The sequence below is a fragment of the Salinivibrio sp. ML290 genome, assembly GCF_001995695.1.
Taxonomy (GTDB): Bacteria; Pseudomonadota; Gammaproteobacteria; order Enterobacterales; family Vibrionaceae; genus Salinivibrio; species Salinivibrio siamensis.
The window spans coordinates 276,269-301,426 of sequence record NZ_MUEY01000007.1; the positions used below are offsets into that span (position 1 = coordinate 276,269).

Sequence of the window (25,158 nt, forward strand, 5' to 3'; positions counted from 1 at the left end):
CGCTGTGGTTTGCTGTGCATGTGGCATAAACATGGAAGGGGAACGTGGAGGATAACAAGATGTCACCCGCGATTTTAAATGGGCTCTCTATCGCGGTATGTCTTATCGATCGTGACTATCGTATCGTTGACGCCAATACCTGCTTTCTTCGCAGCCTCAACGCAGCAAACGACGCCCTCGTTGGAGACGCGCTGTTAGCGCGTCTTCCTGCTCATCATCAATTTTTACAACAAAACATCGACACGGTTTTCTCGACGCAAGCGCCATTACAGTCATCCGGCGCTGTCATTATAGATATATGCGGGGATGTTGATGCGGCATACATATGGCAAGACGTCGAGTTTCTTCCCATTCTGTCAGTGCATGGCGAGGTCACACAGGTCGCCATTTGTTTTTATCGCCCGACAGCGTTGGCGGCCCCTACGCGAGAGGCTCTTCCCTCTATCCCAGATACTGAGCGACTCAAACGAAGCACTGAGGCGTATCAAGAGGTCGTTTCAGAACTCAAGCAGTTACAGAGTCAACTGCTTCAGTCAGAGAAAATGGCGTCGATTGGGCAAATATCGGCGGGAATTGCCCATGAAATTAATAACCCTATCGCTTTTATCTCCTCCAACATTCGCACGCTATACGACTATCTAGATAAATTTACCGCCTATGTCCGTTGTTTGGACGAAAAGATAGAGAGCACCGACAATAGGGCCTTACTGGCAGACCGACAGGTGCTAAAAGACGATATTCAATTGAGTTATTTACTCGAAGATGCCAGCGATCTGATTGAAGAGTCGTTAGAAGGGATCACGCGAGTGATGACGATTGTCAAAGATCTCAAAGAATTTTCACACGTTGACAATGGTGAATGGGCGGCCACTGATATTCGCCGCGGTATCGACTCGACACTGAAAATCATCCATAACGAGATTAAGTATGCGATTGAAATAGAGAGAAACTACTCGCCTCAGACACCTGATATCCTTTGTCAGCCCATGCAGTTGAATCAAGTTTTTCTCAATCTACTCATTAATGCGGCACACGCGATTGAGGGCGAGGGAAACATAAAGATTTCTGTCGCCCCCCTCGATGAAGAGCATCTGATTATTGAAATCAAAGATAACGGCCAAGGGATCCCAGAAGAGGCGCTGGCGACGATTTTCGAGCCATTTTATACCACCAAACCGGTCGGGCAGGGGACGGGGCTTGGCTTGTCCGTCTCGCGCGATATTGTTGTCGCTCACGGTGGCCAAATCACAGTAACCAGTGAGCAAGGAAAAGGGACGACGTTTACGATTGTGTTGCCTTGCTCGGGAAATCAGGCTGAGGGTATTTCTTCGCCAGTCCATGAGGTGATGAAAGGAGGGCCCAGCCCATGATGGCGTACACGGAAATTCTATTGGTTGATGATGAGCCGCATATCCTACGTGCGCTAAAGCGAGAACTGCGTCGTTTTGTGGCGCATATTCATACCGCAGAGTCGGGGCAGCAGGCGCTTGCTATTTTATCTGAACATCACATTGGCCTCGTGATTTCCGATTACCGGATGCCGCAAATGGACGGTGCGGAATTACTGATTAACATTCATCAACGTTATCCTGATATTGCCACCATCATGTTATCCGGACAAGCCGATTTGCCGGGTGTTTCCCGGGCCATCAATGCCGGCGCATTGAGCCAATACGTTAGCAAACCTTGGGATCGCGAGGTGCTGTGCGATACGGTTAAAACGATCTTGAGCAATAAACAAGCGTCTTTGCCGCACGACACGCTGACGAGATGCCTTTCGCAAGACGCCCTTAATCAGCGCATTCAAGCTATGGCGGTGGATGTCAAAACGCCGTGGTTGGTGGTGATTATTGATAGTCAAGGAACCAGCACGATTAATGAAACCCAGTCGGTGATGGCGGGGAATCATCAGTTACAGCATGTCAGTGAACATCTTCATCAAATAACGGAATTTCACTGGTACCGCATCGCAGATAAGTTTGTGGGGTTGTTGGCGTACTCCTCGACAGGTCATTGTTTGTTAAATACGTTGATTGAGAGCTTGAACCGTGCCAGTGAGGAGAAAGCACTACCTACACGATTGATGGTCAGCGCGCTTCGCTCTTGGCAGGAGATATCCTTCGAGACGATTCAGGCGCGTAAAGCGAAAAAAATACCGCTTTATGATGCGCACTATTGGCTTCCTTGTCCTGATGGGCATCAAGACGACGCAACGTTGCGTACTTTGATTCGCGATATTGAAGCCAAACACTTCGAGGCATTTTTTCAACCACAATTGAATATTGTGACTGACGAAATTGATGGCTTTGAAGCACTGGTGAGACGTCGACTCGAATCGGGTGGTTATCAAAGTCCAGCGGCGTTTTTGCCTTTGCTAAGTCAATACCAGCTCGAAGACGTGTTAACCACCGCGATGTTTGAACAAGCGCTGGAAGCGATTCGTTTATTACGCCAGGCAGATATTCTCAAGACAATCAGTGTCAATGTGACCGCTCGGCAGTTGGAGACGGGATTTGTGGTAGGCGTGATTCAGCGCCTTTTGCCTGACTATCCAGATGATGTCCCGCAACTGGAGGTTGAACTGGTCGAAACCGACAGGATCCATAACTTTACGCATGCCCACCAACAAATGGATTGTTTGAAATCACTCGGTATTTCCTGTGCGTTAGATGATTTTGGTACCGGCTTTGCTGGCTTTGAATCCATGTGTGATTTACCTTTTGACGTGATAAAAATTGATGGTCGCTTTGTTCGTAATATCGGCCAGAGTGAAATGGACGAAGTGATCTTGTCATCGATTAGCCAGAGTGCGGCGTTAATGAATGTAGAGGTGGTCGCTGAGTGGGTCGAAAATCAAAACCAAATTGACTTTTTGAGAGAAAAAGGATGCACGCGAGTACAGGGCTATGGCATTGGTGCGCCGCTTAGCCGTGATCATCTCCTGGAGTTTTTAGCGACTTTTAAACACAACAACATACCCTCTCAAGCATAGCGGCAGTGATTAAGCATTATTCGCCGCTGCATGAGTGACCTGACGCACGAGTGCGATGGTCGCTGTGGTGCCGTCCGTGGTTGAAGTAAGCTGTATCGTCCCTTGATGATGGCGAACAATATCATAGGCATAGGTCAACCCGAGCCCCATACCTTGTCCAACGGGTAAGGTGGTGAAGAAGGGATCGTAAACACGGTGGCTGTCATCTTGAGGTAGCCCTGGTCCTGAGTCTTTCACCGTGATGGTGCACAAATCGTCATTCTCCATACCGGCTACGTCAATATGATGTGTCATCGTTGCATGACCGCGTTCACAAGCTTGAAGTGCATTTTTGAGCACTTCTTTGAACAGCATGACCAGTTCGTCATGGCGGCCCATCACTGGAGGAAGTTGATAGATACTGGCAGCAATAGATATGTTGATATTCTTGGGTGGAGACAGGGTATTCAGCGCCTCATCAATCACCGCAAAGATTTCAACGCTTTGAAAGTGTTGGCGTGTTTGTTGATTATAACTGGAGTACTGCTGTAAGGCGGAAACAATATTGATCACGCGTTGCACACAGTCGTTAGCATCGGCAAGGCTATCACTGAAATCATCGTAGATGTCATCCACGAAGTGACGTTGTTTCCAGCGAGTGAGGGTCTCAATGGGCTCTGATTGGTGAACAACTCGCTCGGCAATATCTGTCCACTTTTGATAGGTCTCGAGATACTCTTGACACATTTGAAGGTTACTTTTCACCACGCCGATGGGGTTATTGATCTCATGAGCAACTCCTGCCGCCATGGTCCCAATCGAGGCCATTTTTTCGCTTTCGACCAGCTTCTCCTGCGTTTGCTTGAGTTGATGATTTATCTCGCGTAGCTGTTCATTCGATTGCACTAGGTCAGCGGTACGTCGCGCCACCTTGGTTTCCAGCGATTGATTCGCTTCCTCTAACCGCTTTTGGTAGGTCTCGGTTTTGTTTTCGGAATCACGCAATGCTTGAATCATATTGGTAAACGCGGTAGCCACACTGGCCAGTTCATCTTTGCCGTGGGTTGAAATGTGAACGTTTCTTTTGCCACTGGCGATAGTATCGGCGGCGTTTTTAAGCTCTGATAAGCGCTGGGTGAGATAGCTCCCCAATAGATAAGAGAATAAGGCCACTAACAGCATCTCGCCCAGCACAATGAGCATGCTCCAGTTTTTGGCATCTTGTATCTGGCTCAATAGGCCTGTTAGGTCAAAGCCAATCCAGACCGATCCAAACTCAATGTTCGACTCGGAAATGGTCGCGCGTACATCATACAGTCCATCCGTGACGGACTGTGCATTCATCTCAAGAATGTCTGTATTGAAAGAATCAGGAAGGTCCCCGGCTGATGATAGGACGCTTCCGTTATCGCCTACAACCGCGACATACATAATATCGCTGTTATGGAGTAGCTCTTGAGTAAAGGAGTCAACAGTGGCGAGATCGAACGATAACACCGCATTTTTTACCGTGGAAGCGAATAACTGGGTTGTTGAACTGGCACGTTGGTTGAGCCCTTGGTAGTTGGTGGTTTCTAAATAGTTGAGAGTCAATGTCAGCAGAATCGCCAACAGGATCGCCTCAATCAGGGCGACACCTAAGATGGTCTTTAATCGTAAGGACATGGGCTAGTCACTCAATAAGTGTTGCAACAGCGTAATGTTTAACGCTCTTACATCGTCCCAATCCTCGTTCTGCGCTGGCTCTATCCCTTTAAAACTGATATTTCCCAGCAGCGTTTGGCCCTTTTTACTGTTATTGAGGGAGAGAAAGGCCGCTTTAATCGCATTGGCGACTTGAGGGTCAAGGTCGGGATGAAATGCGAACGCATGAGGTGTGTAGCCAGGGGTTTTCCATAATACTCGTAACTGTTTGCTAACCTCGGGATCGGTATTATTAAACGTCCGTTCAATGCCACCACCGGCAATAAAGAAATCTCGCGCAACGTTTAAATAAACGGAGTCATGAGACGAGACATATTGCGGTGTAATGTTTATGCCTTGATTTTTCAGCGCGGCACGAGGCACCACACTGGCGGCAAACGCGGCCGGAGAAGGAAACGCTAAGCGCTTGCCATCGAGCGCTTCAAGTGAGGAAATGGACGCGTCTTTTTTGACGACTAAAATACCGTGAATCCGCTTATCTTTTTGCTTCGCAAATGCTTGGTAGCCAGGTTTTTGATGGAAAACCGTATAGTGGTAAGGATTCATGTAAGCGACATCATATTCACCGGTGAGCACACGTCCTTCGAATTCGGGAATGTCTTTGGCAGTACGAAAGACAAGGTTGTACCCCGATTGTTGAGAGACGTACTTTAAAATTGGACCCCAGTTGTTAGCCAATGTAATTGCAGATTGCTGTGGCACGATACCAAAGGTAATGTCTCTTGCGTGAGCGTGGCTAACGAGGGTAATGCTGAGTAAAAAAGACAGCAAAATGACTTTCATTCATTCTTTCTCGCAATGTGATTGATGAACTACCAGACAGTGTAGTTACTGACTTCATCCCTTGCCACGCAATGAGGCGTGATTAAGCCAATGAAATCACATTGTAATCACACCACGCGCTTTTCTTATTTGGGACGAAACGGCAGTGATACCCACGCGAGCTGTTCGTCCTTAATGACAGACGACGGGGTGTCAGTGGGTGAGGGTATTGGTTGGAAAACCGGGAAGCTGCAACGTCCAGGCGCCCAGCGAGGACTGGGCGCGAAAAGGAACATAATTAAAACGTGGCGCTATAGCTTAAACTAAAGGTGCGCCCCTCACCGGCGTAATTGAACAGGTTGCTAAGCCCATAAGCACTGTATACTTTTTGTGCCTTTTGGCTCCAAATGGTTTGATAGTCTTTATCCAACAGGTTTTGGACGCCAAAATTAAGCTGACCCACCGGCAAGGTGTAGTAACCGTTTAGCCCAACTAGCTCGTAGCCTTCGATACGATCATTATCTTGGTCAGATAAATCACCGACATGCTGTAAGTTAAGCTCTGTTCCCCAATCGAAGTTATCGTAGCCTACTGCTGCCATCGCGGTAGAAGGGCTCGCATTGTAGATACTTAGCTCATCCCAATGGCCATTATTTTTTATTTCGCTTTGCACTAAGTGGCCGTGCGCACGGCTATACCAAGTGTCAGTGAGGTAGTATTTGATTTGTCCTTCGAGGCCATAAATACGCTGTTTGTCACTATCTAACGTAACATCCAAGTTGCTGTTGTATTTGTACGACTTATCCGACACAGAGTAGTAAGCCGCAATTTGTGCATTATAGTCTTGCTGCTGAGTTCGCCAGCCTAGCTCAAAGGAATTGGTTTTTACGCCATCCAGTTCCGTGTTTTGAACATTCACGCTATTGGTGAGGTTGCCGCCTGAATACTGTCCTTTACCGTAGAATTTGCCCGGGTCTGGCATATTAAAGCCCTGGCTAAAGTTGGCCCAAACTTGTTGGTTGTCGGTCAGGTCGTACTTTAGCCCCGCATTTGCGAGCCAAATATCTTTATCCGTCGTACCACCGGGGATGGTATCCGCGCTGTTTAATTTTCCAACGAGTATTTTGGCTTGCTCTGCAAAACCGATAAAGTTATCGCCTTCATACTGAGTGTACTGATAGCGCAATCCGGCAAAAGCATTAAGGTTGTCGTTGATAGCCCAATCCAGCTGAGAAAATACGCCTACGTTTTGAGTCGTAAAATCTGGATAACGGCCTACATCACCAAGGTGCTTAAATTCTAGTCCATTGCTGGTTAGGCTTGTGCCTTGATCATAGAGGCGCTGGAATGCATCGAACTTCTCTTGGCTAAAATCTATTCCATAGTTAATCGTTATGTTGTCAAGACTTTTCTCAAGTAAAACTTTTGCGCCGATAACTTGGTTGCTTTGCTCTGAAGCCCCAAGATATTGCATTTGTAGTGCACTAACGGGGAACGGAAAGAACCCAAATGTTTCTTTGCGATAATAAGCTTGGGCCAGTAAGGAATGGTTAAAGACGTTAGCATTACTGTATTGAGCGTTGAGCATCATGCGTTCAGTGAAGGGTTGCTCATCCAATTCCAGTCCATCGGCGCGTTTAATCAGCGAATCATCTTTAAGACCCGCAAACATAGGCCCATAATCAATCCCATAATCCGTATCTTGCTGGCTGTCATAGTATTGTGCAGTCAGGGAAAGGTGCTGTTCGTCATCTGGGCGGTAATCGAGGCTGCCCATGACATCAATGCTGTCATTGAATTGGGTATCGGTTTGGGTCACATCGGGCAAGATAGGATCGCCATTGCTGTCGTAGGCCGCGCCTTTGCCTTCATACGCCACGGATAAGCGCCCTTGCAAGGTGTCACTACCGCCGGAGACCGCGACCGCGGCTTGCTTGGTCAGGTCTTCGCTGTTGTTAAACCCAGTGGTGACGCCAGTCTGCACCTCGAGTTGCGCATCGCCTGCTTCACCGCGTTTGGTGATGATATTGATAATACCGCCGGTTGCGCCCGCGCCATAAATGGAGGTCGCGCCTGACAGTACCTCAACACGGGCGACATTAAAGGGGTCGATACTATCCAGTTGGCGGCTAATGGTGCGAGCGGCATTCAATGCCACGCCATCAATCATGATTTGCGCGCTGCGGCCACGTAAATTCTGTGAGGCGTTGGTACGTGCGTTGGTGCTGCCAAAGTCAAAGCTTGGGATCAGCTTTCCTAGTGCCCCTTTTAATGACTCACCGCCTTGAATTTCACGGGTTAATTCTTCATTGGTGATCACCCAGTTGGTGCTGGCTGAATCGGCGATCGTGGTTTGAATTTTACTGCCGGTGACAATGATGGTTTCGGTATTGGCCGCAGAAGGGGCGGCGTGGGCGAGATGGGCACTGATCACTAACGCCAGCGGTGAGAGCGAAAAGCTGACTGCTTTTTTGGTGTTCATAATTATCCTTATACGTTACAACCCTGCAGGGCATAGTGAGGCTGCCTCCCTGCAGATACGTCTACGTCACTACCTTTTTCCAGTATCAAATGATAATGGATATCATTATGATTATTGATATGTAACCTGATTGTCAATACATAGATAGTTGGATTGATGCATTTAATCTAGCCTCTTGAAAAAAGAGTATAAAAACGCAGTGACTAAATAAGCCTGTGTCTAGTGATATCCGTACGTCGACAAATCGTTTGGCACAAGCTAACGCGGTAGGGAATGACTGAAGAGGGGTAACATCTGGAAGCTATGAAGAAATCCATCAAAAAAGCCAGCTACTGGAGCTGGCCTAAGAACTGTCAACCTATTTTAGGACGAGACATTCCTTAATGTGGGCTTATTTGCCGCCCTTGCTTTGTTTAGTTAGTTCTTTGATAGTGCGGCTGATTTCACGGCGCTGCTTAGAAATTTCCGCATTTTTGATGATGTGGTCATCAACGCGATCTTCGTAATCGCCTTTCATGTTTTTGATGATCTCCACGATCTCTTCATAGGACATCTCTGGCTGGATGTAGTCGAGCAAGTTTTCTAACAGCACCACCCGCTTTTGGTTGTCGCGGATTTTCTTGTCGTTGTCCTGGATTTCGCGCTTCAGTTTGTTCTTTTGTCGTGAGTGCTTAACGATCTCGTATACGCTGGTCATAGTAGTCGCCTTCTATCTTTTGAAGTATGAAAAAATTAAACCACAAGCGCTGCCGCAAACCCAGTCTTTTCGCGCTTGAAGTGAGGAGTTTTTAAACACTTGAATGAAACAGGCGGGTGAAGAAAAGACATTGTGAGGCCAGTTTATCAACAACCTCATTAGCTGGCTAAACCGTCACCCTACCTTCTTCGCTGATTGATGGTGGCAACGATAACAGGTGAGCATTGACAGTATCATGACACATATCAAGGCTCACCGATAACGTGGTAATCACGCTCAGTAGTCGGTTGGGCTGCCCTCGAGCTTGACCGATGAACCGGATGTTTTCATCATCGCGCCGCGCAACATGGCTTGCACTAGCTCAGTGGCATCGAATTTCGTCAGTGCTTCGTGCGCCCCGACTTGTTTGGCACGGTCGACACTGATGTCACTTGATAGCGAGGTGTGCAATATCAAGTAAGCTTCCGCCAGTTTATCGTCGCTGCGGATTTCAAAGGCTAGCTCATAGCCATCAATCCCAGGCATTTCGATATCGCTGACAATAATATCAAATGGCTTGCCGGCTGAGGCGGCATTTTTCATCATTTGCAGCGCTTCTAGGCCGTTGTTGGTGACAAAGTAGGGGATATTTATACTATCAAGCGCCTCTGATAATTGCCGCCTCGCCGTCAATGAGTCATCGACCAAGAGGATATTCATGGGTTTGAGTTTCTCACGATCGACGTCGGCTAAGATGGGGTGCAGCTTGTCTGGATCAGAGGGGAAAATGTGCTCCATAATGTATTCAACATCAAGCAGTTGCACCAACTTGTCGTCGATGTTCATCACGCCGGTAAGAAACGCGCGTGTTCCTAAGGTTTCCGGTGGCTCTGAAATAGAACGCCAATCGCACTCGCTGATCTTGTCGATTCCACGGACCAAAAAACCCATCACCCGGCGCTGACAATCGGTCACGATAATGTAGCAAGACTCCCATTCTGACTTGGCCACCGGTTTGTAGCCAATCGCTTTTGCCATATCAATGACAGGGGTCGCGATGCCACGGAAGCTAGTGGTTCCGATCACCGTTGGGTGAGATCCCGGCAAATCCGTGAGCGGCTGAAAAGGAATGATTTCTCGTACCTTCAACGTGCCAATCGCGAAAGATTGGGTGGCGGTGAGGCGGAACATCAACATGCCTTGTGCTTGATTCGCTTTGCTCTTCATAGCATCACTCTGCGTGTTATCGTCAGTCTTCTGATTAGGGTAACAGTGTTGTCTCTAAACACCTATTCTTACCCCAAGGATAGGGCTAACGGGTGAAAAGATAAAACTTTTGCCTGCCATTGTCTCACATTTGAAACTTATTGATAGTCTCATTTAAACGTGGTGTATACCACGCTTTTAGGCCACGGTTTTTGCTAAGATAGCGAAAGATATAGGCTAAGTGAGCCAGTCATTTAGGCGTCACCTTCTGCAAAGAGGTTGCCTGTGGCTGTATCTTACCTAAAATAAGAAAGAACACGCTTTTTGTCTCGGTACTTGAAAGTCTCAGTGCAACGCGACACAAAAGCCCCCAACATTGAGGCACGTTAGCAAGGATTTACGTGTCCGGATAAATGCGAATGAGCAGTAACACGACGGTTGAGTAGACTATGACCAATATTTTAGATTCGGTAGATTCGCGGACACGATTGGTGGGTGAAAACCGCCTCGAGCTTTTAATGTTTTATCTTGGCTCTACCCAACCTTTTGCCATCAACGTGTTTAAAGTACGTGAAGTCATCAAAGTGCCAAAGCTCAACCAAATGCCTGGCTCCCATCCGAACATCCGTGGCGTTGCCATGATTCGCGGCAAATCTATTCCAGTGATTGACCTACGTCAGTCTATCGGCATGGGCTCGATAGGCATGTCGGATGAATGTAACGTTATCGTGACTGAATATAACCGCACCATCCAAGCGTTCCTCGTTGGGCAGGTGATCAATATCAAAAACATGGGCTGGGATGAGATCATGGAGCCGCCTTCCAGCTCTGGACGCAATAATTACTTAACGGCCATTACTCGCCAAGACTTTGATGGTCAAACGCGTTTAGTGGAAATTGTGGATGTGGAAAAAGTGCTGGCTGAGATCGTTGCGTATGAAGTTGGCGTTTCTGAAGATGTCCTCGACCCGCAACTGACCCCTTATATGACGGGGCAGCGAGTACTGGTTGTCGATGATTCATCCACGGCGCGCGCGCAGGTTAGTGAAACCTTGTCGCAGTTTGGCGTTGAGTGCATCATCAAGAAAAATGGTGCTGAAGCACTGAATTTGCTCAAGAGTTGGTGCGATGAAGGCAAAAACGTGAGTGACGAAATTTTGCTTATGATCACTGATGCGGAAATGCCGGAAATGGACGGTTATAAACTGACGCACGAAGTGCGCTCTGATAGTCGGATGAGTGATTTGTACATTGCACTGAACACCTCACTAAGCGGTAGCTTCAATGAGGCAATGGTTGAAAAAGTGGGCTGTAATCAGTTTATCTCTAAATTCCAGCCCGACCTTTTGGTCAATGTGGTGCAGGAGCGTTTGCGCCAAGTCGTGGCGAGTTAAACCGCCTAGGCACCGGTGAAAACAAAAAGCGAGCCGTGGCTCGCTTTTTTTATTGAACATTGAGGGGGTGACGATGAAAACGGTATTTTTGATGCGCCACGCAAAATCGAGTTGGGATGATCCGAGCCTCGATGATCACGAACGTCCGCTCAATCCGAGAGGATTTCGGCAAGCGCCGCAAATGGCGGAGCGCTTGAATGCTTGGTTGCACCAGCCACAAACGATTGTGACCAGCACAGCGCAACGCGCGAAAGATACGGCAGTGCTGGTGGCACAAACGCTGACCGATAAGCCGCCCATTGTTTTAGAGGAAACGTTATACAGTGAGCATGCATCGGCAATCATTCATACCATCCAAGCACTCGAGTTAGAGCAAGATGTGGCGATGATTATTGGCCACAACCCTTCACTAAACAATTACTTACATGGAGTGGGAATGACCAAGGATAACTTGCCGACCTCAGGTGTGGCGGTGGTGCAGTATCCCGTCGAGCACTGGACAGAGGTTGCGAATACGCATGCACAGCTTTGCTTTCTCGACTGGCCTAAGCGACTTCGAGGCTAGCGTCGTCTATGGAACAGGATGCTGTCATATGCATACTAGATATGGTGCGCTCTGAACTATATTTAGCGCTTGGATTGTAAAGTTATCTACTGTACCTGTGGATAACCCCGTTAATTTCTTTGTAGGCAATGGCGGCAGTACGCGTGAGTCGTGGAGAGCAACCCCAAGACGATCGATTGAGCAAAAAACGACCAGTTTGATTGACGCGATATGGCGGTTTTTCACTTGTGTTGCGGTAAATGTGCGATACTCGTAACACCTTGGTCGTACGCGTATTATGGGGGATCGGCTTGGTAGCAAATTTATTGGCGTTCACAGGAGAGCAGTCGTGATCACAGTAGACAAACATGAGGGCTTATCAGTCAGGGTGGCTGTGCTCAACGAGGAAGTCAGTGCCCAAGAGGTCGAGTTTTATCTCTTCGTCCCTGGTGAGCTTAAGTTTGGTAAGCATGTGCTTTCTGAAGATGAGTTTTACTACCGTGTCCTCGCCAATAGTCGAACGTATTTTACGTCTCGTTATCATCTGCCCTTGGTACATGCTCGCCTAGCCAGTCGTGACAAACTGCCAACCGAACAATATCGAGTGAGCTTGAGTCTCTATGCGTATCAGTATGCCTTATCGCTCGAAAAAGCGACGCACGATTTTTTTGAATCCGTTTCTGGGCTAGAGGATGAACAAGCGTTAGAGCAGTTAGAAGATACGATAGAGATGGCTGTGGAGATTTTACGGCGACTCCGGCGCTACAAACCGCAAAATACCAAGCTACTCAAGTATTACCATAATATAGACAACTATTTATCTTGGTTGACGGAGCAACGTTTTCTGTCGTTATTGGCCCATATGCCGCGTGGAAACGTCTACAAGGGGGTACGCCAGCAATTGATTGAATTGTGCCAAGCTGAAGAGGCACACCGCCTCGTTAACCGTTATAACTCGGATAAAGCACGGCGCGATCCCACTCGTATGGTCAATAAGATGCGCTTGGCGCGCCGCTTGATTGAGTTTCCCGTGACGATTCGCCAAGTGCCGCAGGCGCTAGGTAAAAACCTTAACAAACTGGCTAAAGCGTCCGCGACGGCGTTTGTGATGTTGTTTGTCACCACTGTTATTGTCCGTGCACGTCAATATTTAGGCGAAATCACCCTATCGTTCGTGTTGGCCATGGCGGGTGTGTATGCATTGCGAGAGATCTTTAAAGATGATTTACGTGACGCGTTGTGGCGCTGGATTCGTAAAGGACGTCCCAAGTGGCGAAAACGTTTTATTGACCCCACATCCAATCGACAAATAGGTCGGCAGTTAGAGTGGCTAGATTATATGGATTTTGCTGCCCTACCCGATGAAGTGAAGAAATTGCGTCGTGGCAAACTGCGTCAACGGGAAGAGGCGGTAGTGCGTCTTAAAGTGAAAACACAGTTAGAGACAACCCGTTTTTTGTCGGGTTATGACACCACTCGTGACGTGTGGAAATTTGATTTCCGCTCTTTTTCTCGCCTTATGGACCGTGGTAGTCAGCGCTTATATCGGCTTAATGAAGGCCAAGTACTCAAAGATTCGGTTGAAAAGCGGCATCAATTCAACCTTATTAGTTGTCAGCGGTTAAAAGGGCAGCCGACGGTGTATCAGCGTTGGAAAATTACGGTTAACCGCTCAAAAGTGGTCGATATAGAAGAAGTGTTTGATTAATCATTCATCAATAACTTGTCTTTATGATTTAAGTGATCGATGCAGAAAGCATAAAAGTCCAGTGCGGATAGCGGTTTGGCGAAGAAGTAGCCTTGGAATTCGTCAACGCCCATCTGTTTTAGGCTGGTGAGTTGTTCTTGTGTTTCGACGCCTTCGGCGACCACACGAATATCGAGCTGATGGGCCATATGACAAATGGTATCGACTAACATATGCTGGCGCGGTGTATTGGCCATGCCGGTGACAAATGAGCGATCAATTTTGACTTTATCAAAACTAAGGTGGCTGAGTACCGACATGGATGACCAACCCGTGCCGAAATCATCCAGCGCTATCCGAATACCGACGTCGCGCAGTTGATTCATCAGCAGATTGAAGCGACCAATATCGTCGATGGTCATTGTCTCTGTGACCTCAAAAATCAGTTGTTTACGTTGTTCTGGGTGATCGGCAAATACAGTGATCACATCGGCAATCAAGGACTCGTTGAAAAACGAGTCAGACAGGTTAATCGCAATATCAATGCGGTCATTAATGGTTTGCCATTCGGTATTTAATGCCAGATAAACTTGACGCAAAAGCCAGGCGCCTAATCTCCGACCCAGGCCTGACTCTTCGGCGACATTGACGATGAGCTCTGGATCAATGGGACCAAACTCAGCATGGTCCCAGCGAATCAGACACTCACAGCCAAGGCGTCTTGACGTCGTTGCCACCATGGGTTGAAACAATACATAGAGTGTCTCTTGGTAAGGGTCGTCAAGGTGAGCCTTGAGCTCATCGCGTAATTGACGACGTTGCTTCGCTTCTTGTTCGTACTCCGCTTTAAATATATCAACACTGTCTTGCGTCACAGGCGCTCGTTTGGCTTTCATCAGTGCAAGGTCCGCGTTGTTTAACAGTTGATTGGCAAACTGACGATGATTTCTAATGACATTGTCATCCAAATCGAGGCTCTTTGCGACGCCAATAGCCACCGCTAATCGATGACCTGGGTAGACACTGTCGATCGCGCTTCGCAGCGCGTTGCACAAAGGCTGAGTAAAGAAGCTCAGCTGACGATTGTCGGTGTATGCGAGAACCGCAAACTCATTACTACTGATCCGCGCGCAAGGATAACCGTAAGGCAAACACATGCTTTTTAATTCATTGGCTAACTGTGTTAGCGCGACATCGCCTTGTTCGTATCCCATCAGGTCATTGATGTCTTTAAAACGACGAACATCGATCAGCAATAAGGTATGTATTTGTTTTTTATGTGCTGCTTTGTAGAGATACTCCAAAAGGTAATTGCGATTGGGTAGGCCAGTGAGACTATCGTGCCATGCCATTTTTTGCTGTTTGCTACTATTGCGATAGAGGCGAAAGGCGAAAAAAATCAATAACGACATCAGTATAATGATGGCCGCGTACATGGTTTTTATTTGGTCTTGTAAAAATTCACGCTGTTCGATAGCTGCCGGCCCGGTAAAATTATTGACCATCAGATTTCGTACCTGAGGAAGCACAATATCCATTTCATGAAGAAGGCCAGAAAGTCGCTGCCGGTCACCGTTCAATACCGCTTGCTCATGTTGCTGAATTAAACGAAAAGCACGTTGTACCACGGGTTGGGCATCAAACGTACGACGCATGGGCGCAGCCTCTTGGCTGCTTAAAAACGTGTCATAACGACTCCATAGGATGTCATAAGACAGGACAAGGGACTGTTTGTCTGAGGCCGTGGCGAGGTACAAGGCGAGCTCATTACGAAACTCTAAGGTTTCGAGCTCCATTTGTGCTAAAGCCCATGCTGACAATTGGGTATGCAGTGCCTGTCGTGCGTAGGCATTATGAAACTGGTAAAGCGCTGAGGCCGCGAAGGCTAACGTGGTAAATGCAAAAATGATGAAACCGATAAGAGGGCGCTTTACCATACCAATATATTCCTTTACTGCTTTGTTTTGCCTAGCTGCTTGTGGTTGAGTCGGGAAGCTCGTGGAGTAGGCAAAAACCGTGGTTGAGCCAATAGGGCTGTTGTTATTCTTTTTCTAATATTTCGATATGATTAACTTGCCACACCATACGGCTGTGTAAAATCTCATTATCGTACTGATTAAATTCGGATAATGGGTAGATAACCCAAATCGGCCCTTTGTCGCGAATAGGCATCCACTCGCCGTTTTTCTTGATGGCGAAAACAGGGTTGTACTTATTAATCTCGTCAGTCGGCATTTTGGACCAATAATCATTGAGGGCGTGAACTTTCAATTCATGGCCTTGCTTGTCATACGTTTTTAACAGTTTTTGTGCTGACACACCGAGAAAAACCTGCTGACCTTCCGTCCAAGGGGTTTCCGTTTCAATTGTGCGGTCAGCCAGCTGCATCAGCTCCTCACGAGTAAAGGATTGCTTGGCGACATCGCCATAAATGGTCAAAATCGGTCTTGCTTCGACAGCATGACTGACCAGCATGAGACACAACAGCGCTAGCAAAATGAGTTGGTCGGTATAACGGCTTTTGCGGATAGTATATCTGGGATCGTACGTTGTCATGTCACACTCCTTATTATCTCCATCTTTTTAAAGCTAGTTTGTGATTGAACCTAACTCAAGACAGAGCGGTGACCGCCATGATATACGCTCCGAAGGAAAATGGGAAAGGGTCCATTTCTCCCGTAGTAAGGGCGGGTGGATCGTGTAAATCGATCAGACACAGTCACGAGATTTATTGTTGAATTGAAAAAGAAAACTGCCCACGCATAGGGCTAGGGCAGTTTAGCAAAGCCCGATAAAAGGCATAAGCCGGTCGGGCGACAAGGGGCAAGCGAAGGAGTCTTGTCACTAAAAACATAGACGCTAGCTTGGCGGGTGTCTAATTATTTTTCGATAATTGGTGTCGCCTGTTTGTTTAAGTAGGCAATAATATCATCCGATTCGTACATCCAGCGCGCCTCGCCGTTTGCCTGTTGGATACGCAAACAGGGTACTTTGATTCGCCCTCCCCCTTGTTCAAGCTCTTTTCTGGCATCCATGTTGCGCTTCGCGTCTTTGGTCTGAAGCGGTAAGCCGAGTTTTCGGCTTGCCTGGCGCACTTTTACACAAAAGGGGCAGGCCGCGAATTGATATAGAGTGACCTGCTGTGCCAGTGTGTCCATCGCTTGCTTTTGCGCTGCGTTTAATTGAGGGGATTTGGGTTGGGTCAATGACTCTACAACCAGAATGATTTTACCTAGGATCCAACGAATAACGCCCATATAACCTCCATGCGTTGACAACGGCATAGAGTGTAACACGTGATACACGTTTGCCTATCTTGAGGTTAGATTGTGCTCTTATGGAAACAAAGCGTTTCTCTCTAAAAACAGGATGGCATTGTACCCGTTAACCTGCCTGTTAAACTATTGTTTCACTTACCTCATGATAAAAAGCAAACGATTACGAGAGCATTATGACACTGCAAGCCATTGACTTTACTGCGCCTGATGCAGAGCAGGCGTTTGTTAAATCCCTACGTGAAACAGGTTTTGGTGTATTAAAAAATCACCCATTACAGCAACAATGGGTCGCCGATATCTATCAGCAATGGGAAGGTTTTTTTAATACCGAAGACAAGCACCGCTTTACCTATAAGCCCGACACGCAAGACGGCTTTTTTCCCTCAAAAGTCGCAGAGACCGCGAAAGGCCATACCAAGCGTGATCTGAAAGAGTTCTTTCATTATTACCCATGGGGACAGTGTCCAGACGCCTTGAGAGGCAATTTACAGTCTTATTACGAGCATGCCACGCATTTAGCGGAAACCTTGCTCTCGTGGGTTGAGCGCCAATCACCATCAGATATAAGTCAACACTTCTCGCAACCACTCTCTAGCATGATTAATGGTAGCCAACAGACCTTATTGCGTGTCTTACACTACCCGCCGTTAAAGGGTGATGAAGAGCTTGGGGCGATTCGAGCGGCTGCTCATGAAGACATTAATTTGCTGACAATATTGCCTGCTGCCAATGAGCCTGGCTTGCAAGTGAAAGCGAAAGATGGGAGCTGGTTAGATGTCCCTTGTGATTTTGGTAATTTAATCGTCAATATTGGTGATATGCTTCAAGAAGCATCCGGCGGTTATTTCCCTTCTACCACTCACCGTGTCGTGAACCCGGAAGGTGCGGATAAAACCAAAGCGCGTATCTCGCTGCCGCTATTTTTGCACCCTAAGCCAGATGTTGTACTGTCTGAGCGCCATACGGCTAACAGCTATTTGATGGAACGCCTCCGTGAGCTTGGCGTGATCGAGTAACACACTTTTATGCTTGCCGAGGTCATGTTTGACGCTCGGCAAGTCATGTCTGTTTACGTTTCCCACCGTGTATGCTCTACCATTATCGCAGCGCGTCTTCGACACGTTGCGCGGTTTGTGCATCAACCCATTGATGCCAAACGGCAGGGTAGCGGCGAAGAAACTCGTCTGCGGCTATTTCACCGTCTGCCTGGTAGGTATCCATCCAAGCCAGCATGTCACTCATTACTTGGTTATCGTATTCACGGCGGCTGATATAGTTAAATGCCGCGGGCGCTTGCTCAGCAAATGATGCTGTGGTTAGTGAGTGCACGGGAGAGGTGGGAAATGCGGTGACCTGGGGTGAACGGCAGTCCGCTTGGGTGATACATTGTTTGTAGTGCGCTAAATTGACATCGGCACCCAAATCGACTTCAACCATTTCATACTTTCCCATCACAGGGGTCGGCGCCCAATAATAACCAAACCAAGGGTTTTTTCGCTCATTGGCTCGTGCGATGGTACCGGCTAAGCCTGCCGCAGAGCCTGGGTCGACAATTTCAAAGCCGGCTTGGTCCAATTCAAGGGCGTTAAAAATGTGCTGGGCTGAGATTTGACATGTCCACCCCGCCGGGCAGCCCATAAAGGCGGCTTTGTCAGGGTCTTCAGGGTGAGGGAACAGCTCTGGATGCGCTTTGATACCTTCAATGGTCGCTAACTCGGGGTGTTGATCGACCATGTATTTGGGTACCCAAAAGCCTTCGTTGCCACCTTGTGAGAATGCATCGCCTGCATACCTTAACCGTCCCTCTTGCACGCCTTTATCCAACATTGCTTTGTGTGAGTTTGTCCAAAACTCTGGGGCAATATCAGGCTCGCCTTTTTCTGTCATTGAGACGCCAGTAGGCATGGTGTCGCCTGGGACAAGAGAAGCATCACACCCATACCCATGGGCTAAGATAAATTGATCAACATGTGCCATGAGTGTGGCTGAGTTCCAATTCATATCCGCGATAGAGACCTTGCCACATGCCGCGTCATCGCTGGCTTGGGCAAGGGGGGAGCAGGCCAGTATTGAGCCTATCAGTAGCCGCTTTAGCGTCCCTTTCATGATGTGTCCTTGATAGATGAGTGCTTTATGTATCGAAAAAGTAACATGGGCGAATAGGGCGATCTATACTCAACGCAACCGATCTTAATAAAAACACTGAAATCCCTATTAGCGGACGATAACGAACGCCATTATGCCAAGAAAAGAGCAACTTAATGCTATAGAAAAAAACCAAGAAGCCATCGCTTTAGCTGTCACTCACGCGGTACTTAAGTTGGGGGTGGCAACCTTGGTGCGTGTTCACATTCAGACGCCTACTAAAGCTTTGTTCCGATTTAATGGGTTGTTGATTGGCAGTGATGGACAACGTTTTTGTTATCTGCAACTGCCTAAACTGTCGAGCCAACAGAAAAAGCAGTACTTTGGGGCGGGTTATAGTTTACGTCTTCATGGTGTTTCTGCCGATGGATCGCTGATTCGATTTGGTGGAAAAGTACAAGGCTTGATGGAAGCTCACCATACCCTTTTATGTGTCGAGCTTGTGCGTGACGGTGCGAGCGCCACGCCTTTGCGCCAAGACAAGCGTTTTAATGTCGAGCTCTCTGCAGCGTTAAATATAGACGGTAAAGCCAGCGTGCCCGTGACGATACACGATCTCTCTGTGGGCGGGTGCTTGTTTTCTTACCGTGCGATTGGCTTGCAGATTGATGAGGAGCAAAATGCAGCGCTTAGCCTGACAGGTATCCCTGCCAGCCAAGCGTTGACAATGAGCGGCGTGATATTGAGTCACCGCCTTAAAGGTGAGCGTTATCATTGTGGGCTTAAATTCGACGACCGTTCTAAGTCACGAAGCGCGTGGTTAGTCACCAATTTAGACTACGATGGTGAGCTTTATCGTCTGTCAATACCTCACAATGACGGCGAGCTTACCTCCAGCCTTTCCTAGTGCTTACCGATTACTCGGACAATGGTGTGAGCCGCAGTACACTGCCATTTCTTCTATCAGTGAGGATGAGTAAACTGCCATCACGTGCTTGGATCACATCGCGAATGCGGCCAAACTGACCCTCTAACATTCGCTCTTCATGCCTGACTTGGCCGTTCTCCAGCTCTAGCCTTACTAGCAAGCCAAACTTTAACGACCCGAGCAGTAAATCCCCCTGCCACATCGGAAACTGCTGGCTGTTCACCATCGTCATGCCTGATGGTGCGATAGAGGGATCCCAGTAATAGACAGGTTGGCGCATGCCAGGTTTGGATGTGCCTTCTCCGATCTGTGTGCCCAGCCCATAGTTAACGCCATGTGTAATGGTTGGCCAGCCATAGTTTTCACCGGCGAGGATTACGTTGAGTTCATCGCCACCTTGGGGGCCGTGCTCATGTGCCCAAATACGGGTGCCGTTGTTATCTAACGCGATACCTTGAATATTCCGGTGCCCGAAGCTAAAGACCTCCGATTGCTTACTCGGTGTTTGGACAAAAGGATTTGACTCGGGCACGGTGCCGTCATGATGAAGGCGCACAAGAGTGCCAAGATGATCATCAGCGAATTGAGCGCGATCACGGTGTCCTCGGTCACCGAGGGTAACATACAAATACTCAGGCGTGACTAATAAACGACTGCCAAAATGGCGCCCGCCACCGCGCTTGGGAAGGGCTTTAAAGATAACGCGACTGTCAATCAGTACATCCTTAGACAGTGTAGCCACCATTACCTCAGTGCCTGCCTGCCCTTGCTCGTCGACGGCGGCATAAGAGAGGTATAAACGCTGATTGGTCGCAAAATCAGGTGCCAAAGCAATATCTAATAGCCCCCCTTGCCCCTCTTGAAACACGTTTTTCGGGGTACCTAAAATGGAGACGACCAGGCCATTGGGGGTTAAGCGCTTCAGGTTACCGTTTCGCTCAGTGATGAGCAGATCGCCATCCGGAAGTTCAGTGATCCCCCATGGGTGAGAAAAACCGGACTTCAGTGTTTCAACACGAAGGTTCACCGCCTCCGTGTTGATGGTTTTCGCGTGGGTCGCCCCTACAATGCCTAGGCAAAGAACCAACAGGCAGAGTCGATGCAACATATGCATTGTCAGCTCCTGTTAGTGCGTGCGTAATTTTTGGTATAGACGGTCTTTGAGGTGCGCGCGCTGTCGTTTCATGGCGGTAAAAACATCGTCGCTGGTAGGGATTTGGTTCATCTCTAAACCACGAATATGATGATCGAGTTGATGGTAGCGTTGTGCATCGAGCTGAAACGCTGGGTCATATTGTTTCAGGTGATGGATACGATCGCGGTGCTCTGGGAAATCAAAAACGAGTGCGTGGTTTTCTCCTTGCATAAAACCTCCTGTTATCGGCCTACCTTTAATAAGGTTAGGCCTGCTTACCGCGATTATCCAAATTTCATCGATGATAATCACGGTGATGTAGCAGGCGAGCTGTCTATGTGTTTGTCTTTTCCGGAAAAGAGACGCGTTGACCATCGGTCTTCAGAAGGCTAATGGTGCGTGGAGAGCCATCTTCATTCAGGGTGACCAATCCCACGGCGCTGGCATTGACGAGACGCTTCGGGCCTGGCGTATCAGGATCGCGCCGGTCAATGCGCATACGCTTACGTTTCGTGAGCCAATTCAGTGGAGACAGTGGGCTAAATAAAACGCGATCGCACCACTCGCAAAAGCTGAGCAGTGGCTCGGGGAAGTGGTTTTTGAAACCACTGGCAGTTATTTGCCACAAACGCGGACTATGGGTGCGAAATCGGATTCGGATATCATAAGCAAACGAGTAATGCACATCCCCAGATAAAATCACATAATTGGTGGGTGTCCGTTGATGGCGAAAAATACTGAGTAGCGTATTGGCACTCCCTGGGTGTGACATCCAGTTTTCCGCATCGACGACAGTCGGCGCGCCTAGCCAGGTCGCGACTCGTTGCAATACTTCAATAAACTTAACACCGAACATGGGGGCGGCAGAGACGATCACCGCGCTATCATGCCTTAACAGATCATGTTGAAAATCCATCAGCGCTTCCCAGTCCATCAGGCCCGACGGTTTATTCATTCGTGACTCGGATCGCCAGCGACGAGTGCGTGTATCTAACACAACGAGATGTGGCGTCGTTGGCACCGTGTAATGCCAGTGTTCAAAGCGTAGACATTGCTCCACCATGGCTTGATGCGTCTCTGTCTGTGTTTCCAGATCGCAAACACTCATGGGCTGATAGGCGCTTTGGCGGGCGGTAGTGAGAAAGTCTTGGCTAAAGTTATCGGGCGCATTGCCCCAACCTTGGCACAACCAGTAAGCCATCAGACCATTGCCGATAATACGACGAGAAAAGGGATTGAGATACGCGGCGTGCTCCCAACCGACGGTGATATTCCAATCATCTGTGATGTCATGGTCATCAAAGATCATATAGGTTGATAGGTGTGCGAATAGTCGCTGCACGCCGGTTAAACCGGAACGAAACGCATTGAGTGCGAGTGTTTCTTGTTGATAGCGCTCGCGTTGACTGTCGGTCAGTTGGCTGGGGGCGTGAAGATGAGGTCCGTCTGTTAGCGCCCAAGAAACGGGCGCCCAAACCAGCAAATACATGGCGACGTGTTCTGCGAAGCTTATCAAGTGATTGGAGACGGTTTTGGATGTAAAAATAGGCAGTGGTTGACCAAACAGTCTCTCTAAATGGCCGCCCTTTTCCGCGCGCTGGCTAGGGAGGAGCTTGCCGCGTTGAACATAGCTGTCAGGGTGTGTATCCAAGGCACGGCAGTCGACAATGGGCGCGGCCTCGAAAAACTCATTTTTAAGACCTAATACGGCAATTAACCGGCGAATACGCTGCAGCATCGGCGTGGCGACGTCATCTGCGTAGATTTGATCCCCACTCATAATCAACATATTAGGCCAGTGTGTCATGGGGGTCGTGGCCAAGTGTTGGTCGAGAGTGACGAGGGCATCATCGCAGTGGTGGTGTGGGTGTCGGCATGAGCCATGCGCGATGTGGGTGGCTTTTGAGGGAATACAAAAAGAGGGAGCTTGCTCGTTGTCATACAAGAGCTCCGGTTGGATGTCTGCCATTCCACTGTCGTTGATCTGTATGTCGTATGACAATGGGCTATCGACGGGAAACCCATGGGCTGACCGGAGATGATGAAGCACGACCCACGCGCGCTCGCCAATACGAAACCAATGCCCGGCTGACAATGGCATGGATGCTAATATCTGGTGGTGCTGATAAACGGACACGGTACCATCATCGGGCTTTTGTGTTAGCACTGACCATAAGGTCACTTCATGCTGTGTGGTACGTCTTAGCATGGGGCCGGCAATAAACAGTGGGAGTGCGTCTTTATCCAATGTCTCTGGGTCCTCGAAGTCAGCTACTGGGTTGTATATTTGCACTTTTACCTACGTCAGTGCAAAGACGATAGTTTAATCGTCTGATTTGTTGCCTTTTTAGCCATTCGAGCCGAGTGTGTGGGGATTTATTGAAAAAAGGGTTGCACCGAGATAATGGATTGCCTATCATCTCGCTCGTTGTCGCAAAAGACGATTCCCCCATAGTTCAGTTGGTAGAACGGCGGACTGTTAATCCGTATGTCACTGGTTCGAGTCCAGTTGGGGGAGCCAAATTGAAAAGAAGCGCTAGCCGAAAGGCTGGCGCTTTTTTGTTTGTGCGTATGAATAAAAAAGCCACGCGTCAGAGCGTGGCGTTGGCCTCATTGATAGGTTGCCTTTATTCAGAGGCGATCAATTTTTGGTGATATACAGGTTACGTGTATACCTTAGCTTGTTGGGGTTATCGGTGTTATACCCGCCCACTTTCGGACTCTTAATCACGCTACGGGTATAGAAATACAATGGGATCGCCGGCATATCGCGGGCGAAAATACGCTCTGCCTCTTGGTAGTACGCTTTTCGTTTCTCGGGCTCCGCGACCGTTAGAGCCTGATCAAGTGCCTTGTCATAATCTTCATTGCCCCAACTGGTTTTGTTCATACCATCACTACTGAAATAGCTCAGGAACGTGGACGCTTCGTTGTAATCACCTATCCAACCGTCGCGGGCGACATCAAAGTCTTTTTGTAAGACTTTTTGTAAGAAGGTTTTCCACTCTTGATTGGCCAAATTGACATTGACAGGGAGATGACGCTTCCACATAGACGTCACGGCTAACGCCAGTTTTTTGTGTGACTCCATGGTGTTATAGACCAGCTCAAATTCCAGTGGGTTATCTTGGGTATAGCCGGCTTCTGCCAGCAAGGCTTTGGCTTTTTGATAGCGCTCATCTTGGCTCATTTCCGCCCACTCGAGCTTAGGTGGCTCAAAATGGTTGATGGCTGGCGGTGTGGCGCTATATGCCGGAAGCTGGCCCTGACCGAGGATAATGTTGGTAATGATGTTTCTATCAATCGCATACGACAACGCCTTACGGACTCGCACATCGTCAAAGGGCGCTTTCTCTGTGTTAAACAAATAATAGTAAGTTGCCAGAGACGGCATAGTGATCAGTTCATTAGGGCGTTCCTTTTTAATCTGATCAAAGGCCTCGAGTGGAAAGCTCGAAGTGATATCAATTTCACCGGTACGGTAGCGATTATATTCAGCGTTGACATCACTGGAAGCGACATACGAGGTTTTATCAATCACCGTTTCGTCGTTATTCCAGTAAAGTGGGTTGCGTGCTAAATCAATCCGTTCGTTAATGACCCAGTTGGTGAGGTTGTAAGCGCCTGAGTTGACCATGTTATCTGGGCGGGTCCAGCTATCACCAAAAGCTTCCAACGCATGCTGCGGAACCGGATAGGTGGACGAGTGGGTGAGCATATTCGGGAAGTAGGGCGTGCGGCGCTCAAGGGTAAATTCTACCGTGTGATCGTTGATGGCTTTGACGCCAAGCTGCTCAGCGGGTTTTTCACCGTCGGTGATCGCTTTGGCATTTTGGATATTGGCAGTCCCTAGGTACCAGGCATAAGGCGCGCCAGTGACCGGGTCAACCACACGCTGTAGCGTATACACCACATCGTCTGCGGTAATAGGCTCACCGTCAGACCATTTTGCTTTGCGAAGGTGGAATGTATAGGTGAGCCCGTCTTCGCTTACCTCCCAGTCTTTGGCGAGGCCAGGCACGACGTCGCCATTTGGATTGCGTACCATCAATCCTTCAAACAAATCTGAGATGATTTTATTGCTGGCGGTATCACTGGACTTGGTAGGGTCTAACGTGGGTACTTCCCCCGACACCCCCCAGATTAGCGTTTGGTTTTCGGCAAGGGTGACGTCATCAGGGACTTGCGCGGCAAACGCCGAGCTGCTCAATGCGAGTGCTAGCGCACTGGCTAATACCGTTGTTTTCATAATCCTTCCTTGGTTGAGTGTTTTGTTAATAAGTCTTAACAATCAATAGATTAACGC

Annotated in this window: 20 protein-coding genes and 1 tRNA gene; 8 read left to right on the forward strand and 13 right to left on the reverse strand. The window is 48.4% G+C overall.

Translation table 11 applies throughout. The annotated features are described in order from the left end of the window. Nucleotides 1–59 precede the first annotated feature (59 nt). Nucleotides 60–1,370 (forward strand): ATP-binding protein, encoded by a 1,311-nt coding sequence (locus BZG23_RS08780; RefSeq protein ID WP_077606705.1) that lies wholly within the window; start codon nucleotides 60–62, stop codon nucleotides 1,368–1,370. After that, nucleotides 1,367–2,992: an EAL domain-containing response regulator gene (locus BZG23_RS08785; protein WP_077606706.1), complete on the forward strand. Its 1,626-nt coding sequence runs from the start codon at nucleotides 1,367–1,369 to the stop codon at nucleotides 2,990–2,992. The genes BZG23_RS08780 and BZG23_RS08785 overlap by 4 nt, the downstream gene beginning before the upstream one ends. Nucleotides 2,993–3,001: 9 nt before the next feature. Here the strand turns inward: BZG23_RS08785 and BZG23_RS08790 are convergent, their stop codons facing one another. The 5 genes from BZG23_RS08790 to BZG23_RS08810 all read right to left on the reverse strand — a co-directional run bounded on the left by BZG23_RS08790 (nucleotide 3,002) and on the right by BZG23_RS08810 (nucleotide 9,822). After that, nucleotides 3,002–4,636 carry a HAMP domain-containing sensor histidine kinase gene (locus BZG23_RS08790; RefSeq protein WP_077606707.1) on the reverse strand — a complete coding sequence of 545 codons (1,635 nt, stop codon included), beginning with the start codon at nucleotides 4,634–4,636 and terminating at the stop codon, nucleotides 3,002–3,004. 3 nt (nucleotides 4,637–4,639) lie between these two features. Continuing rightward, entirely contained in the window at nucleotides 4,640–5,458 is an 819-nt protein-coding gene (locus tag BZG23_RS08795) for a phosphate/phosphite/phosphonate ABC transporter substrate-binding protein (protein ID WP_077606708.1), read from the reverse strand. 277 nt (nucleotides 5,459–5,735) lie between these two features. Continuing rightward, complete coding sequence (locus tag BZG23_RS08800; protein ID WP_077606709.1) at nucleotides 5,736–7,919, reverse strand: TonB-dependent receptor; 2,184 nt, start codon at nucleotides 7,917–7,919, stop codon at nucleotides 5,736–5,738. Nucleotides 7,920–8,310: 391 nt separating this feature from the next. Next, nucleotides 8,311–8,616, reverse strand: a complete 306-nt coding sequence (locus BZG23_RS08805) for a DUF496 family protein (RefSeq protein ID WP_046075653.1) — start codon at nucleotides 8,614–8,616, stop codon at nucleotides 8,311–8,313. A 276-nt stretch (nucleotides 8,617–8,892) separates the two neighbouring features. After that, nucleotides 8,893–9,822, reverse strand: coding sequence for a chemotaxis protein CheV (locus BZG23_RS08810; RefSeq protein WP_046075654.1), 930 nt, complete (start codon nucleotides 9,820–9,822; stop codon nucleotides 8,893–8,895). Nucleotides 9,823–10,250: 428 nt separating this feature from the next. Here BZG23_RS08810 and BZG23_RS08815 point away from each other — a divergent pair, with 428 nt between their 5' ends. The 3 genes from BZG23_RS08815 (at nucleotide 10,251) to BZG23_RS08825 (ending at nucleotide 13,447) form a co-directional block, all read left to right on the forward strand. After that, a complete protein-coding gene (locus BZG23_RS08815) occupies nucleotides 10,251–11,195 on the forward strand; it encodes a chemotaxis protein CheV (protein ID WP_046075655.1) in 945 nt (314 codons plus the stop codon). A gap of 73 nt (nucleotides 11,196–11,268) precedes the next feature. Next, on the forward strand, nucleotides 11,269–11,760 hold the full coding sequence (locus tag BZG23_RS08820) for a SixA phosphatase family protein (RefSeq protein ID WP_077606710.1): 492 nt from the start codon (nucleotides 11,269–11,271) through the stop codon (nucleotides 11,758–11,760). Between the two features lie 328 nt (nucleotides 11,761–12,088). Continuing rightward, nucleotides 12,089–13,447 (forward strand): hypothetical protein, encoded by a 1,359-nt coding sequence (locus BZG23_RS08825; RefSeq protein ID WP_046075657.1) that lies wholly within the window; start codon nucleotides 12,089–12,091, stop codon nucleotides 13,445–13,447. On the opposite strand, the gene BZG23_RS08830 is transcribed toward BZG23_RS08825, so the two are convergent. The 3 genes from BZG23_RS08830 to BZG23_RS08840 form a co-directional block, all read right to left on the reverse strand. Then, entirely contained in the window at nucleotides 13,444–15,363 is a 1,920-nt protein-coding gene (locus BZG23_RS08830; RefSeq protein ID WP_077606711.1) for a putative bifunctional diguanylate cyclase/phosphodiesterase, read from the reverse strand. The two genes, BZG23_RS08825 and BZG23_RS08830, sit on opposite strands and share 4 nt — an antisense overlap. A gap of 103 nt (nucleotides 15,364–15,466) precedes the next feature. Further along, the gene (locus tag BZG23_RS08835; RefSeq protein WP_162274050.1) at nucleotides 15,467–15,982 is read right to left on the reverse strand and encodes an oxidoreductase; all 516 of its coding nucleotides are present in this window, start codon (nucleotides 15,980–15,982) and stop codon (nucleotides 15,467–15,469) included. Nucleotides 15,983–16,305: 323 nt separating this feature from the next. Then, a complete protein-coding gene (locus tag BZG23_RS08840; RefSeq protein WP_046075659.1) occupies nucleotides 16,306–16,683 on the reverse strand; it encodes a glutaredoxin family protein in 378 nt (125 codons plus the stop codon). A 194-nt stretch (nucleotides 16,684–16,877) separates the two neighbouring features. Between BZG23_RS08840 and BZG23_RS08845 the strand changes: the two genes are divergently transcribed. Further along, nucleotides 16,878–17,720: a 2OG-Fe(II) oxygenase family protein gene (locus BZG23_RS08845; RefSeq protein ID WP_046075660.1), complete on the forward strand. Its 843-nt coding sequence runs from the start codon at nucleotides 16,878–16,880 to the stop codon at nucleotides 17,718–17,720. An 82-nt stretch (nucleotides 17,721–17,802) separates the two neighbouring features. Here BZG23_RS08845 and BZG23_RS08850 read toward each other — a convergent pair whose 3' ends face one another. After that, nucleotides 17,803–18,810, reverse strand: a complete 1,008-nt coding sequence (locus tag BZG23_RS08850; protein WP_077606712.1) for an ABC transporter substrate-binding protein — start codon at nucleotides 18,808–18,810, stop codon at nucleotides 17,803–17,805. Nucleotides 18,811–18,943: 133 nt separating this feature from the next. Here BZG23_RS08850 and BZG23_RS08855 point away from each other — a divergent pair, with 133 nt between their 5' ends. Then, a complete protein-coding gene (locus BZG23_RS08855; protein ID WP_077606713.1) occupies nucleotides 18,944–19,696 on the forward strand; it encodes a PilZ domain-containing protein in 753 nt (250 codons plus the stop codon). 10 nt (nucleotides 19,697–19,706) lie between these two features. Here the strand turns inward: BZG23_RS08855 and BZG23_RS08860 are convergent, their stop codons facing one another. The 3 genes from BZG23_RS08860 to BZG23_RS08870 form a co-directional block, all read right to left on the reverse strand. Next, nucleotides 19,707–20,831, reverse strand: a complete 1,125-nt coding sequence (locus tag BZG23_RS08860; protein ID WP_077606714.1) for a PQQ-dependent sugar dehydrogenase — start codon at nucleotides 20,829–20,831, stop codon at nucleotides 19,707–19,709. A gap of 12 nt (nucleotides 20,832–20,843) precedes the next feature. Further along, complete coding sequence (locus BZG23_RS08865; protein ID WP_046075664.1) at nucleotides 20,844–21,083, reverse strand: YdcH family protein; 240 nt, start codon at nucleotides 21,081–21,083, stop codon at nucleotides 20,844–20,846. 103 nt (nucleotides 21,084–21,186) lie between these two features. Next, nucleotides 21,187–23,061, reverse strand: coding sequence for an alkaline phosphatase D family protein (locus BZG23_RS08870; RefSeq protein WP_077606736.1), 1,875 nt, complete (start codon nucleotides 23,059–23,061; stop codon nucleotides 21,187–21,189). Between the two features lie 236 nt (nucleotides 23,062–23,297). Here BZG23_RS08870 and BZG23_RS08875 point away from each other — a divergent pair. Continuing rightward, a tRNA-Asn gene (locus tag BZG23_RS08875) sits at nucleotides 23,298–23,373 on the forward strand. Nucleotides 23,374–23,493: 120 nt separating this feature from the next. On the opposite strand, the gene BZG23_RS08880 is transcribed toward BZG23_RS08875, so the two are convergent. Next, nucleotides 23,494–25,101, reverse strand: coding sequence for a peptide ABC transporter substrate-binding protein (locus BZG23_RS08880; protein ID WP_077606715.1), 1,608 nt, complete (start codon nucleotides 25,099–25,101; stop codon nucleotides 23,494–23,496). Nucleotides 25,102–25,158: the final 57 nt, after the last annotated feature.

Bases quoted from the DNA above. Each gene is read 5' to 3' on its own strand.
- BZG23_RS08780 (WP_077606705.1), top strand. From the start codon at position 60: ATGTCACCCGCGATTTTAAATGGGCTCTCTATCGCGGTATGTCTTATC.
- BZG23_RS08785 (WP_077606706.1), top strand. From the start codon at position 1,367: ATGATGGCGTACACGGAAATTCTATTGGTTGATGATGAGCCGCATATC.
- BZG23_RS08790 (WP_077606707.1), bottom strand. From the start codon at position 4,636: ATGTCCTTACGATTAAAGACCATCTTAGGTGTCGCCCTGATTGAGGCG.
- BZG23_RS08795 (WP_077606708.1), bottom strand. From the start codon at position 5,458: ATGAAAGTCATTTTGCTGTCTTTTTTACTCAGCATTACCCTCGTTAGC.
- BZG23_RS08800 (WP_077606709.1), bottom strand. From the start codon at position 7,919: ATGAACACCAAAAAAGCAGTCAGCTTTTCGCTCTCACCGCTGGCGTTA.
- BZG23_RS08805 (WP_046075653.1), bottom strand. From the start codon at position 8,616: ATGACCAGCGTATACGAGATCGTTAAGCACTCACGACAAAAGAACAAA.
- BZG23_RS08810 (WP_046075654.1), bottom strand. From the start codon at position 9,822: ATGAAGAGCAAAGCGAATCAAGCACAAGGCATGTTGATGTTCCGCCTC.
- BZG23_RS08815 (WP_046075655.1), top strand. From the start codon at position 10,251: ATGACCAATATTTTAGATTCGGTAGATTCGCGGACACGATTGGTGGGT.
- BZG23_RS08820 (WP_077606710.1), top strand. From the start codon at position 11,269: ATGAAAACGGTATTTTTGATGCGCCACGCAAAATCGAGTTGGGATGAT.
- BZG23_RS08830 (WP_077606711.1), bottom strand. From the start codon at position 15,363: ATGGTAAAGCGCCCTCTTATCGGTTTCATCATTTTTGCATTTACCACG.
- BZG23_RS08835 (WP_162274050.1), bottom strand. From the start codon at position 15,982: ATGACAACGTACGATCCCAGATATACTATCCGCAAAAGCCGTTATACC.
- BZG23_RS08840 (WP_046075659.1), bottom strand. From the start codon at position 16,683: ATGGGCGTTATTCGTTGGATCCTAGGTAAAATCATTCTGGTTGTAGAG.
- BZG23_RS08845 (WP_046075660.1), top strand. From the start codon at position 16,878: ATGACACTGCAAGCCATTGACTTTACTGCGCCTGATGCAGAGCAGGCG.
- BZG23_RS08850 (WP_077606712.1), bottom strand. From the start codon at position 18,810: ATGAAAGGGACGCTAAAGCGGCTACTGATAGGCTCAATACTGGCCTGC.
- BZG23_RS08855 (WP_077606713.1), top strand. From the start codon at position 18,944: ATGCCAAGAAAAGAGCAACTTAATGCTATAGAAAAAAACCAAGAAGCC.
- BZG23_RS08860 (WP_077606714.1), bottom strand. From the start codon at position 20,831: ATGCATATGTTGCATCGACTCTGCCTGTTGGTTCTTTGCCTAGGCATT.
- BZG23_RS08865 (WP_046075664.1), bottom strand. From the start codon at position 21,083: ATGCAAGGAGAAAACCACGCACTCGTTTTTGATTTCCCAGAGCACCGC.
- BZG23_RS08870 (WP_077606736.1), bottom strand. From the start codon at position 23,061: ATGCTAAGACGTACCACACAGCATGAAGTGACCTTATGGTCAGTGCTA.
- BZG23_RS08880 (WP_077606715.1), bottom strand. From the start codon at position 25,101: ATGAAAACAACGGTATTAGCCAGTGCGCTAGCACTCGCATTGAGCAGC.